Origin of the sequence: Comamonas sp. (assembly GCF_009360615.1) — a bacterium.
Classification (GTDB): Bacteria; Pseudomonadota; Gammaproteobacteria; order Burkholderiales; family Burkholderiaceae_C; genus Comamonas.
Genome location: NZ_SPEY01000028.1, coordinates 138,236 through 150,128, shown reverse-complemented (window position 1 = coordinate 150,128; position 11,893 = coordinate 138,236). Strand labels below are relative to the sequence as shown.

The following is an 11,893-nucleotide window of genomic DNA, read 5'->3' as shown; positions in this document are numbered from 1 at the left end:
GCCGCTGCGAATTCAGTGCGCGGCCCGCAGCCTGGCATGTTGCAGCGCATGTTCAATGAGCTTTTCCACGGCCCGGCTGCCGCGCATGACCGAATGCACCAGCGCAATGCCCACATGAAATCCGGGCGGGTTGTCCAGCTGGGAAAGGCATTTCACGCCGCGTGGCTGAACAAGAATGGCCAAGGGCGCATTTCGCGCCCTTGAGTCATTTTGGCGCGATGTGAAGGCAATGCCTGCGGCATTGAAGCGTCCGGTCGCCCTGGCCGCAACCCATACCCTTGATAATACTCATTACATTGTGTTGCGATTTGCGCTAGCAAAGTAAGCCACAAGCGGCTTTGCGGGTTGGCCCCATTTCATGTTCGGAGTGGCCGCTCTGCCGTCCAACTGTTTTTTATGAAATGGATGAACGTGATGAGATTGACCAAGCTGAACATTGGTGCCCGATTGGGCCTGGGGTTCGCAGTGGTGTTGGCATTTGCCGTGGTGATCACGGTGATCGGCATCTGGCAGCTGCACTCGGTGGGCAAGGCCACGCAGCAAATGATGCAGGAGCCGCTGACCAAGGAGCGCCTGATCAGCGACTGGAACAGCAACGTCAGCGTGGCTGTGGCCCGCACCACCGCCATCGCCAAGAGCAGCGACGCAAGTCTGGTGCAGTTTCTGGCCGCGGACGCGGCTGCCACGACCCAGAGCACGGCCAATGTGCTCAAGCAGATCGAGCCCCTGATCTCCGATCCTGCGGAGCGCGAGATCCTGGACAGGATCATGCAGGTGCGCAAGACCTATCTCGCCAGCCGCGACAAGGTCAGCCAGCTCAAGGCCCAGGGCATGGCCGAAGAGGCGGAGTCCACGCTGATCAGCAGCTATGTACCAGCCGCCCAGGGCTATCTGAAGCTTCTCGGAGAGCTGCTGAGCCTGCAGCGGGCCAACCTCGACGCCAAGGCGGCTGAGGTCGTGCAGATCGAGAGCAACAGCAAGACCTACTTCCTGGTTCTGGCCTTGCTGGCCCTGGCCATCGGCACTGTCAGCGCCTGGCGCCTGACGCGAGGCATCACCGCTCCGCTCAAGCATGCGGTGGGAGTGGCACGCCGTGTGGCCGATGGCGATCTGACAGCGCAGATCCAGGTGAGCAGCAACGATGAAACCGGGCAACTCATGCAGGCCTTGCACGATATGAACGCCAGCCTGGATAGGCTGGTGGGGCAGGTGCGTCAGGGCACGGACAGCATTGCCACGGCATCCGGCCAGATTGCGGCGGGCAACCACGATCTGTCTGCGCGCACGGAGGAGCAGGCCAGTTCCCTGCAGCAGACGGCTGCATCCATGGAGCAGCTGACTTCCACCGTCAAGCAAAATGCCGATAACGCGAGCCAGGCGAATCAGCTGGCACTATCAGCCTCCGATGTGGCTGTCAAGGGAGGCATGGTGGTGTCTCAGGTGGTGGAGACCATGGGCGCCATCAGCCACGCATCGCGCAAGATTTCCGACATCATCGGCGTGATCGACAGCATTGCCTTCCAGACCAATATTCTTGCGCTGAACGCCGCCGTGGAAGCGGCCCGTGCCGGCGAACAAGGCCGTGGTTTTGCGGTGGTGGCATCTGAAGTGCGCTCTCTGGCCGGGCGCAGCGCGGAAGCCGCCAAGGAAATCAAGCAGCTGATCCAGGCGTCGGTCACCAAGGTGGAAGAGGGCAGCGTGCAGGTCAGCCAGGCGGGCCAGACCATGGATGAAATCGTCAGCAGCGTGCAGCGCGTGACGGACATCATGGGCGAGATCACAGCGGCAAGCCAGGAACAGACCAGCGGCATCGAGCAGATCAACCGTGCCGTGGCCGAGATGGATCTGGTGACCCAGCAGAATGCAGCCCTGGTGGAAGAGTCCACGGCAGCCGCCCAATCCATGCAGCAGCAGACCAGCGATCTGTCTCGGATGGTCAGCGTCTTCCGACTCAGGAGCGCCTGATTCCGCAAACCGGGAAGGTCCTGCGGCGACGCGGCCTGCGGCTGGAATGCCGTGCAGCGGTGGTTCTGCCGTGAGGGTCTTCGCGGCGTGGAATGGGGGCGAAGCCATCGCGCCATATTGCATCACCGTGACTGCCGGTGCCCCTTCATGCAGGCAGTTCACCAGGCTCTCGGGGGGAGAGCTCGCGTGGCCGGGCCTCCACAAGCGAGACTGAGGACTCTACGGTGAGTGGCCTGGTGGCAGGGACATGGCGCACCGGTGGCCATGCACTGGCTGCCTGCCCGCCTCAGCGGTTGCGAACCTGGGTCAGCAATTGCTTGCAATTCACATCGTCGTCTGCCGCAGGCACGGTCAGGGGCACCAGTGCCAGTGCTGCCGGCGCAAGAACTGCAGCCGCTACCGCAGCCCCTGCGCGGGCGGCCAATGGGCCGGGCTCCAGCCCTACATCGGGCCTGGCAAAGCTGCCTCGCACATAGAGCGGCGTGCGCAGAGAGAAGAACTTCCATTTCAGCGATTCGGGGACAATGCGCAGATCGAGCTGCTCCTGTGCCAGATTGATCTGGCCGGTGGCCTCCACGACGGCCTCGGTGGTGGCCAGCTTCGCGGCGCGTGGCCGGGCGATGCCTTGCTGAAGATGGAGGTCGGCCACGGCGCAGCGCAGTTGCACTTCCCTGTCGCTGCCAAACAGCTTGGCGATGACGATGGAGCCAACGTTCAGCCCGGCCAGGTCCAGGAGTTGCGAGCTGAAAGTGCCATCGCGCACGTACAGACGCAGCGAGCCGTTGCCCGTGCCCAGCCACTGGGCCGGCGACTCGCCCTGTCCGGTGATGGCGACTGCCCCGTCGAGCCGACCCAGGCTCTTCTTCATCTTTTCGATCTTGGGGAACAGTGCGGACAGCTTGAGCGACTGTACCTGTCCGTTGAGCTTGGCGGCCACCGGTCGGGCACGACTGTCCACGTGGGCGTCGAGATTCAGCGTACCTTCGGCGAAGCCGAATCTCAGCGGCGAGAGGCTGAGCCTGCCGTTGTCCAGCAGCGCATGCACGCTGAGGTTTTGCACGGGCAGGGCTTCGGGCCGCAGGATATGGCTGCTTTCATAGTGCAGATCGAGATCCATCTTGTCCCAGTTTCCGGTCTGAAACCGGACCTGCGGAAGTACCTTGCCGTTGATGGGCTGGGGCTTGTCGGAGCTGCCAGACGGCGCAGCGCCGATGACAGGCCCCAGATCCACCAGCCTCAGCTGCCTGGAGCGCAGCTGTGCAGTCAGCTTGGGGCGGGGCTGGGCGGAGCGGTACTGCAGGTCGCCGCTCAGATCGCTCTGGCCCAGCTTGCCCCGGAATTGTTCGTATTGCCAGACGGCATTGCCGGGCCGAAGGCTGCCTGTGAGGTGGCCGCTGGTCTCGAACGGTGGCGTGGCGGGCAGCAGCAGTCCGCTGAGTTCAAACAGGTCGGCCATGCTCTTGCCGCGAACCTGCACTTGAAAGTCCAGTCCGTCCAGAGTCTTGGGGTTGTCGAGTCTCCCTTCTGCAAAGGCCTGCAGGCTGCCCGCCCTGGCGTGGATGCGCAACGGAAAACGCAGCCTGTCCTGGCGCAGGTCCAGTACCGGTCCTGCGAGACCCTGGGCTTGAATCTGCGCCCGGGTTCTGCCTTGATAAAGATAGCCCGTGAGGCCGAAGCGCATGCCGTAGGGCTGCCCGGCGCTGACCGGTCTGCGCAGCGTGTCGATACGCGCACGCACGGCCATGTTCCTGATCGCGTCGGACCAGCCCAGCACACCGTCGCTGATGCGCAACTGGCCGATGTCAAAGCTCCACGCAGAGCCGCTGCCTGCCGACGTGTCGAAGGTCCAGTTGTTCTCGCCCTTGTCATTGCGGGCCAGCACCACGTCGGGAGCCTGCAGCAGCAAGGAGTCGAGCTGAACATGGCGACTCAGTAGCGGCCAGAGGCGCAGGCTGGCCGTGGCATTCGCCGCGGTGATCATGGTACGGGCATCGCGTTCGGGCGGTTGACGGTCGGCATCCGCTATGGCGTCGTCGTCATCTGCGGCCGTCTTTTTCTCGCCCGCTGCCTGGCCCTGTCCAGGCAGGCGACCGGCGTTGAGTTCCTTGGGCGCTGCGGGCAATACCGGCTGCTTGTCATCGGCGTTTCCGGGCACTTGTTGAACCAGCCAGCCGAGAGGCTGGGAAAGCGTCAGGTCGCTGGCCCTTACCACCACGCCGGGCAGCCAGCGACGCCAGCCCGTATCGAGGGGCTGTGGCCAGATCCACTGCACCTGCAGATCGCCCCTGATGGCAAATTCTCGGCCTGTGGTGGTGCTGATTCTTTCATTGATCCAGGGCCTGAGCCTGTTCCAGTCCGTGAAGGCGACCAGCATTGCCGCCGCCAGCATCAAGGCCGGCAGCAGCGCCATTGCAACGGCTGCCCAGCGCAGCCACGGATGTGTCCGGCGCGAAGGTGCAGCGGTAGATTCAGGGGCGGAAGTACCGGTTGTGTCGACCATGGCTGTTGCATCCTTTTTGCCACATGCTATTGCGTGTGCGTGTCCTGCATCGTCATCCAATTGCCTGAGGCATGCATGGCAGGCGTGCGATGAGCCCAGGTGCCGCGAACGTTCCGGGAAGCGCTCGTCCGTCTGAAGGTCCCAGGTGCCACGCCTGTGCGCATGGGCCGAAATGTCTTCGGCGTCTTCCAAAAAGGCGACATCACGGCGCAAAGACCTGGTGTCTTCGCTCTGGCACCTGTGCTTCCACCATGCAAGTCGAGCCAGTGCAGTCAGACGGCAAGGTTGCCGATGGACCAGGAGACACCGGTATCGAAGTTGGCCTTGAGCTCGTCCGCAGCATGATCGAGCTCGGCCAGAAACATCTCCATGGCTGCCGCCATGGCGTAGCCGGAGCGCTGGTACGCGCAGCTGTGCAGCAGCGCTCCGGCATCGTGCAGCGCGCGCCAGCTCAGACGCTCGGCAGCCACATCCTCGGCCACATTGTCCGGCAGCATGAAGGCCAGCGCCTGGCTGCTTGCCACCAGGCGTCGGGCCATCGGGATGCTGCTGGTCTCCACCAGCGGCTGGAGGCGGCTCGGCGCGCCATCGTCCAGGCGCTCCAGCATGCTGCGCAACTCCATGTCGGGCGTCATCATGATCAGCGGGTAGGCCAGGCAGTCCCGCAGGCGCAGCAGTCGTGGCCGCATTCTCAGAGGGTGATCCGGAGCCATGGCAACCCCCAGGGGCTGGGCCCAGGAACGCATCTCCTCGACACCGGCTGGTGGTGTTCGGCGCAGGCAATAGGCCACATCGATCTCTCCCTGCGCCACATGGCGCAACAGCTCCTCACCAATGCCGGCACGCACGCTGAAGGTGATATCGGGATAGCGGCGGTGCATTGCCGCTATCACCTGGGGCACGATGTATTCGGCCGTCGCGTGGGGCACCCCCACGCTGACATGCCCACGTCGCAAGGCATTCAGGTCTTCGACCTGGGCCAGTGCGTTGTCAAAGTCGCGCTGGCTGCGCCGGACTGCCGCCAGCACGAGCTCGCCCGCCACCGTGAGCTGCATGCCTCTGGGCAGCCGGTCGAACAGAGGCTGACCCACCTGCGCTTCAAGATTGAGGATTTGCTGGTTGACCGCTGCAGCGGTCAGGTGCAGCGTTGCCGAGGCCTTGCGCACCGAACCTCGGCGCGCCACCTCGTCAAAGCATCGAAAAGCCTGGGAAATTGCTGGCATGACCTGAGTGTAAATTTTTTTCTGACACCTCTTAAAAAACAAACAGCTATTCCTGACGCTATTGAACTTCTAGAGTGGCAGCCATCAATCCCTCAAGTCACAGAAAGAACCCCATGGCTACCACCGTTGACCAGGTCACCCAGCGCCGACGCGGCACAGGTCTTATCGCCCATGACAGCGCTCTGAGCGCTGGCGGCTACACCTTGATCGCCCCCCAGACGGCCGATGGGCATGTCTATCTCATCGATATCCACGGTCAGGTGGTCCATGAGTGGAAGATGCCCGTTCGTGCCGGTCGCCATGCCGTCATCCTGCCGAACGGCAATCTGGGCTACAACGGCAACCACCGTGAATCGCCGGATCTCTACGCGCCATGGTCCATGTGGCATGGAGGCGATTTCTACGAGGTCGCACCCGACGGAGAGGTGGTCTGGCGCTATGAAGACCCGGCACACCACCATGATGCGCAGTGGCTGCCCAATGGCCATCTGCTCTATGCCGCCTGCGCCCCTGTGCCCCGGGGCTTTGCAGAACGCGTGCCCGGTGGCAGCTCCCAAGGGCCGGATGAGGTGATGTACGGAGATGTGATCCGCGAGGTGGACCGCTCGGGCCGGCTGGTCTGGGAATGGAAGGCCTGGGAGCATCTGGAGCCTGAGGACTTTCCCATCCACCCGGGCTTTGGCCGCTATCACTGGCCCCTGGTCAACGGCCTCGGGCTGGCCGCCGACGGCACGGTGCTGATGAGCCTGCGTACCACCTCGGGAATCATTGGCGTGGACAAGACCGATGGCAGCGTGAAGCTGCATATTCCGCCATCGGTGGTCTCGCACCAGCATGCCCCGGTTCCGCTGGCGAACGGCCATGTCCTGACCTTTGACAACGGCAACTTCCGCCAGGGAGCCCATGTGGCGTTCTCGCGTGTCCTGGAGATCGATCCTGTCTCCACCGAAATCGTGTGGAGCTACCAGGACGAGATGGTCAATGCCTTCTACACGGCCTTCATGGGCAGTGCGCAACGGTTGTGGAATGGCAACACGCACATCACGGAGTCCGCCACGGGACGATTGTTTGAAGTGACGCCGCAAGGCGAGGTGGTCTGGGAGTTCATCCTGCCCTGGTTCGGCGAGTATCCCGATGCCGCTGCACGGCGCACGGGTCCGGGGCGCCTGAACACGGTATTCCAGACATGGCGCTACCAGGCAGAGCAACTGCCTTGGCTGTCCCGCTGAGTCATTCCAGTTCCTGCCGAAAGATCATCATGCAACTACGACGCAGACATTTTGCAGCCTGGGCGCTGGGCGCTCCGCTGCTTCCGCATTCAACGGCAAGCCGGGCGGCTGCCCAGCCCTGGCCTGCGCAGGCATTGACGGTGTTGGTTCCCTTTGCGCCCGGAGGCAGTGTGGACGTGGCCGCCAGACTGGTGATGCCGCGCCTGGCAGAGCGCCTGGGCCAGCCCGTGATCATCGAGAACATGGTTGGAGCATCGGGGACGATTGCAACGCAGCGTGTCATCAAGGCCAGGCCCGATGGCTATACCTTGCTGTTCGGTGTTGCCAGCTCGGTACTGGTCGCGCCCCTGATCTCGCCGACCAGGTTCCGCTACGACGGTCTGCAGGAACTGAAGCCCGTGGCGCCTGTAGCCTCTTCGGTCTTTGTGCTGCTCGCCCGCCCGGGACTTGCGGCGGGCAGTGCGGACGACCTCATTGAACTTGCGCGCCAGAAACCGGGGCGACTGACCCTGGGCACCGATGGCATCGGAACCAGCCTGCACCTGACGGGGGAGCTGATTCAGCAGATGTCCGGTATCGATCTGGTACATGTTCCCTACAGGTCTGGCCCGCAGGTGCTGACCGAGCTGGCAGGAGGTCAGATCGACCTGGCCGTGCTGCCTGTTGCGCTGGCTCAGCCGTTTGTTCTGGAGGGCAAGGTCAAGGCACTGGGTGTGACATCTCGCCAGCGTCTGATCACGCTGCCCCAGGCGCCAAGTCTTTCGGAGACGATGGCTCTTCGCAACCTGGAGGTCGAGGCCTGGCAAGGCCTGCTGGCTCCCGCGCATACGGATGATCGCATCGTCAGGCGTCTGGCCGATGAAATCGCGATTCTGCAAGCGGACCCCGAGATGGCCAGAAAGCTCACGGAGGCCGGCTTCAAGCCCATGCGCATGGGGCATACCCAGTTTCTGGCCTATCTGGAGCAGGAGAAAAAAGTTCTGGAGAGCACCATTCGCAAAGCCAACATCCGAACGGACTAGCTGGCCGAAGCGGCATCGCTGTCAGCCCCGTGTACAGGCACCGCCGATCGCGCTTGGCGGGCCGGCGAGTCCGCCGTGCCCTGACCCGGGGTGCAACGGTGGCTCCTGTGGACAAGTAGCATTGCAGACCGGACGCATCGACGGCGTGACCCGTGCCTCCATGAACGCCGGCCCGCGCGCCAGCCACTAAAATGCCGCGCCATGCATAACTCCCATGATCCCAAGGTATTGCCTGTGCGCGATGGTGTCAGCCCCAGCTGTGTGGTGCTGCCCAGCCAGGGGGGGGGCTTGCTGATCGATTTTCTGTGCGAACGGCTTCCGGCGGTCAGCCGCAAAGACTGGCTGCGCCGCATGGCAGCCGGCCAGGTGGTCAGTGAAACAGGAGACAGGGCTGATCCGGCTTCTGGCTTCATACCGGGGCTGCGTTACTACTATTACCGAGAGCTCGATGCCGAGCCCGAGATCCCGTTTGCGGCCCAAGTCATACACAGGGATGGTCATCTGCTCGTTGCGGACAAGCCGCACTTTCTGCCGGTGGTCCCCGCCGGGCAGTATCTTCAGAACACGCTGCTGGTGCGGCTCAAGCGCGAGTTCGATCTGCCCGAGCTGTCGCCGATTCATCGCATCGACCGAGACACGGCAGGGCTGGTGGTGTTTTCGGTGCAGCGTGCCACACGCGGCATCTATCAGGGTTTGTTCAGGGACAGGGCCATTCACAAGGTCTACGAGGCCGTGGCGCCTTTCCGCGCTGATCTGAGCTTTCCGCGAGAGCATGCGAGCCGACTGGAGGAAAGCGGACATTTCTTTCGCATGCATGAGGTGGCAGGCGAGCCCAATAGCCGCACGCTGATGGAGATCATCGAGCACAACCAGGCCTGGGCGCGCTACCGGCTCAGTCCGGTGTCGGGCAAGCGCCATCAGCTGCGTGTGCACATGGCGGCCCTGAGTCTGCCGCTGAGGGGGGATACCTTCTATCCCGTGGTCAACGACCCGGAGCACGGCGACTATTCCAATCCCTTGCAGCTGCTGGCACGCAGCCTGTCCTTCGAGGACCCGCTGACCGGTCAAGTCCGCGAGTTCACCAGCCGGCGCAGCCTGCAGGCGCTGCCGCAAGACTGAGTCTGGAAGCGCATTGCCCGACCCTGACCAGGGAAGGGGAAACGTTCGGTGTCGCCAATTATCGGACAAAACTGTCCGATAATTGGCGCCATGTCCACTCCACGTCCCCCCTCCGCCGAACGCCGCGCCCAGTTGCTGGATGCGGCGGATGCCGTGTTTGCCGAGCATGGCGTGACTGCGCCTCTGGATCTCATCGTCGAGCGTGCCCAGGTAGGTCGCGCCACGCTGTATCGCCAGTTCCCGGACCGGCGCGCCATCATGCTGGCGCTGCTGGATCGCTCGGTCGAGAAGACCCGGGCTGCCGCCATCGCCTTGCGCGACGACGATCAGGCCTTTTTCAAGCTGCTGGCCCTGGTGGGCGAGCGCATCGCCGTCTCCGCCACGCTGGTTGATTACTGGCGCACGGTGGACCAAAGCGATGCGCAAGTCATTCATGCGCGACAGCAGATGTGGCTGGTGTTTGAAGAACCCATGAGGCGTGCAGTGGCCAAGGGCCTTTGCAGGCAGGCTTTGGATGCCAAGGATCTGTCCCTGGTGTTCGGCATGCTGGGCGGGGCCCTGCGCGGGGAGACGCCGGCGCAACGCAAACAGCTGGCGCGTCGCGCCTTGCAGATCATTCTGGACGGCATCAAGGCCTGAGGGTTATGAGTCAAGCTGCAGCACGCGCCACCGGGGCCCAAGCCGCGCAAGAAGGCCTGAAACCTCCCGGCAGCCAGGCTTCAGCGCCTCCCGCCATCCCGCAGGGGCCCGTCATCCTGCTGCGTCGTCCACCGGATTGGGCTGAGCATGAGAAGCCTGCGCTGCCCGGCTCGCCGGCCATGCCCCACCACAAGCCCTGGATCCGCGTCTGCTACGGGCTGATTGCAGTCCTGGTCGGGCTGACGGGGGGGCTGGGCAATGCCTTGTTTTCCGCAAACCTGCCTACGATTCAGGGTCAGCTGGGGCTGACCTCGGTAGAGGCTGCCTGGCTGACGGGTGCCTACGTCATGTTCAATATGACGGCCAATCTGCTGGTCTACAAATTCCGCCAGCAGTTCGGCATGCGCCTGTTCACCGAGATCGGCCTGGGCTGCTATGCGGCGCTCAGCGTGCTGCATCTGCTGCTGGGCAGCTACGACAGCCTGCTTCTGCTGCGTGCGGCCAGCGGTCTGGCCGCGGCGGCCTGCTCCTCGCTGAGCACGCTCTACATGCTGCAGGCCGCACCGCGCACCTATGTGCTCAAGATGCTGGTGGCCGGCGTGGGCGTGGTCCAGCTGGCCACGCCGCTGGCCTGGGTTTTGTCGCCGGGTCTGCTCTACAACAGCGAGTGGCACAACCTCTATCTGTTTGAAGCGGGTCTCGCGCTGATGTCCTTTGCCGCCGTGGTCCTGCTCAAACTGCCTTCGGGCCTGTACATCAGGACCTTCGAGAAGCTGGACTTCGTGACCTTCTGCCTGATGGTGCCGGGCCTGGGGCTGCTGATTGCCGTGCTGGTCCAGGGCTACTCGCGCTGGTGGTTCGATACGCCGGCGCTAGCCTGGATGCTGGTGGCGGCGATTGCGCTGCTCAGCGTCGCGCTCTATATCGAGCACCATCGTCACAACCCCATGTTCCACACGCGCTGGTTCGCGCAGATGCCGACAATTCGTTTCGTGATCGGTGCCATCTTGCTGCGCTTTCTCACCGCCGAGCAAAGCTACGGAGTGGTGGGGCTGATGCGCACACTGGGCATGACGTCCGACCAGATGCAACCGCTGTTCGCCGTCATCCTGCTCGGTACGCTGATCGGTGTCGTGCTCTCCGCCATCACCTTCGGCGTTCCGAATATGGGCAAGCAGATTGTGGTGGCGATTGCGCTGTTTGCCGTGGCAGCGTTTCTCGATCACCACCGCAGCAGCGTGGACCGTCCTTCGGACTTTTTCTTCAGCCAGTTTCTGCTGGCCGTGGGTTCGGGCGTCTTCATGGGCCCGCTGATGCTGACCGGCATCATCCAGGGACTGAAGTTCGGCGCCAACCACATGCTCACGGCCGTGGTCACCATCTCCATGACCCAGGCCATGGGCGGCTTGCTGGGTTCGGCCTTGCTGAGCACTTACCAGACCTACCGCGAGCAGATCTACTCCGTGGCCCTGGTGGCGCAGATAGACCCGACCGACCCCGTGGTGGCCGAGCGGCTCAAGATACAGAACCAGATCTACGGCAGGGTGACGCCCGATCCCGCCATGCGCGCCAACCAGGGAACGCTGCAGCTGTCGCAGATCGTGCGGCGTGAAGCCAATGTCAGGGCCTATAACGATGTGTTTGCGCTGACGGCTGCAATCGCTTTGCTGTATCTGCTCTGGAGCCTGGGAGCCTCGGCGCGCGTGCGCCAGGCTGCCGCCATGGTACGCGCCATGACACGGCAAAGCGGCAACCAGGTGGCGGCAGCCGCCGGGACCGACGGTACGCCTCAGCGCGCACCTTCGGTGGCTCCGGTTGCAGAGCCTGAGGCAGCGAACGCCCATGAGCCCGACGCATCGCAGCGCGTCACGGTGGTGGTGCAGCCCACGGCCACCGATGCCTATGGCGATGTGGAAGAGGGCGCTCGGACCGAGTCCGCCAGTCCGGCGCGGACCGTGGTGATCGAAGGCGCGGAGGCCAGACGCCTGGCTGCCGCGGCGCAGGCGGCCGAGACTCGCGAGCAGGTGGTGCTGGCCAGCCGCGACCCTCTGCAGGACAACGATCAGGCGCTGCAGCTGGAGGCCGAGCTGGAGCAGGAAATCGAGAGGGACGGCCGCGCCAGCCCTGCGGCCGGCGATGGCGGCCGGGATGGCTCGGGCCCCCAGGCAAGGAACTCAAACCGATAACAGCAAGAGA

General features: G+C 63.8%; 9 protein-coding genes. 6 read left to right on the top strand and 3 right to left on the bottom strand.

Annotated elements, in window-relative coordinates; translation table 11 throughout:
- Positions 1 to 12: 12 nt before the first annotated feature.
- The gene (locus E2583_RS10625; RefSeq protein ID WP_291595577.1) at positions 13 to 183 is read right to left on the bottom strand and encodes a hypothetical protein; all 171 of its coding nucleotides are present in this window, start codon (positions 181 to 183) and stop codon (positions 13 to 15) included.
- A gap of 231 nt (positions 184 to 414) precedes the next feature.
- Between E2583_RS10625 and E2583_RS10620 the strand changes: the two genes are divergently transcribed.
- Positions 415 to 1,965, top strand: a complete 1,551-nt coding sequence (locus E2583_RS10620; protein ID WP_291595575.1) for a methyl-accepting chemotaxis protein — start codon at positions 415 to 417, stop codon at positions 1,963 to 1,965.
- A 286-nt stretch (positions 1,966 to 2,251) separates the two neighbouring features.
- Here the strand turns inward: E2583_RS10620 and E2583_RS10615 are convergent, their stop codons facing one another.
- Complete coding sequence (locus tag E2583_RS10615; protein WP_291595573.1) at positions 2,252 to 4,465, bottom strand: AsmA family protein; 2,214 nt, start codon at positions 4,463 to 4,465, stop codon at positions 2,252 to 2,254.
- 272 nt (positions 4,466 to 4,737) lie between these two features.
- Positions 4,738 to 5,688: a LysR family transcriptional regulator gene (locus E2583_RS10610; protein WP_291595571.1), complete on the bottom strand. Its 951-nt coding sequence runs from the start codon at positions 5,686 to 5,688 to the stop codon at positions 4,738 to 4,740.
- 113 nt (positions 5,689 to 5,801) lie between these two features.
- Here E2583_RS10610 and E2583_RS10605 point away from each other — a divergent pair, with 113 nt between their 5' ends.
- From E2583_RS10605 to E2583_RS10585, 5 genes are all read left to right on the top strand, one after another.
- Positions 5,802 to 6,917, top strand: coding sequence for an aryl-sulfate sulfotransferase (locus E2583_RS10605; protein WP_291595569.1), 1,116 nt, complete (start codon positions 5,802 to 5,804; stop codon positions 6,915 to 6,917).
- A 29-nt stretch (positions 6,918 to 6,946) separates the two neighbouring features.
- On the top strand, positions 6,947 to 7,939 hold the full coding sequence (locus E2583_RS10600) for a tripartite tricarboxylate transporter substrate binding protein (RefSeq protein WP_291595566.1): 993 nt from the start codon (positions 6,947 to 6,949) through the stop codon (positions 7,937 to 7,939).
- A gap of 201 nt (positions 7,940 to 8,140) precedes the next feature.
- Positions 8,141 to 9,058: a pseudouridine synthase gene (locus tag E2583_RS10595; protein WP_291595564.1), complete on the top strand. Its 918-nt coding sequence runs from the start codon at positions 8,141 to 8,143 to the stop codon at positions 9,056 to 9,058.
- A gap of 90 nt (positions 9,059 to 9,148) precedes the next feature.
- Positions 9,149 to 9,697 carry a TetR/AcrR family transcriptional regulator gene (locus E2583_RS10590; protein ID WP_291595563.1) on the top strand — a complete coding sequence of 183 codons (549 nt, stop codon included), beginning with the start codon at positions 9,149 to 9,151 and terminating at the stop codon, positions 9,695 to 9,697.
- A 5-nt stretch (positions 9,698 to 9,702) separates the two neighbouring features.
- Positions 9,703 to 11,883 (top strand): MFS transporter, encoded by a 2,181-nt coding sequence (locus E2583_RS10585; RefSeq protein WP_291595561.1) that lies wholly within the window; start codon positions 9,703 to 9,705, stop codon positions 11,881 to 11,883.
- Positions 11,884 to 11,893: the final 10 nt, after the last annotated feature.

What these genes read in the sequence shown, in the direction of transcription:
- E2583_RS10590 (WP_291595563.1), top strand. Translation starts at nt 9,149, where the DNA reads ATGTCCACTCCACGTCCCCCCTCCGCCGAACGCCGCGCCCAGTTGCTG.
- E2583_RS10585 (WP_291595561.1), top strand. Translation starts at nt 9,703, where the DNA reads ATGAGTCAAGCTGCAGCACGCGCCACCGGGGCCCAAGCCGCGCAAGAA.
- E2583_RS10620 (WP_291595575.1), top strand. Translation starts at nt 415, where the DNA reads ATGAGATTGACCAAGCTGAACATTGGTGCCCGATTGGGCCTGGGGTTC.
- E2583_RS10610 (WP_291595571.1), bottom strand. Translation starts at nt 5,688, where the DNA reads ATGCCAGCAATTTCCCAGGCTTTTCGATGCTTTGACGAGGTGGCGCGC.
- E2583_RS10615 (WP_291595573.1), bottom strand. Translation starts at nt 4,465, where the DNA reads ATGGTCGACACAACCGGTACTTCCGCCCCTGAATCTACCGCTGCACCT.
- E2583_RS10595 (WP_291595564.1), top strand. Translation starts at nt 8,141, where the DNA reads ATGCATAACTCCCATGATCCCAAGGTATTGCCTGTGCGCGATGGTGTC.
- E2583_RS10605 (WP_291595569.1), top strand. Translation starts at nt 5,802, where the DNA reads ATGGCTACCACCGTTGACCAGGTCACCCAGCGCCGACGCGGCACAGGT.
- E2583_RS10600 (WP_291595566.1), top strand. Translation starts at nt 6,947, where the DNA reads ATGCAACTACGACGCAGACATTTTGCAGCCTGGGCGCTGGGCGCTCCG.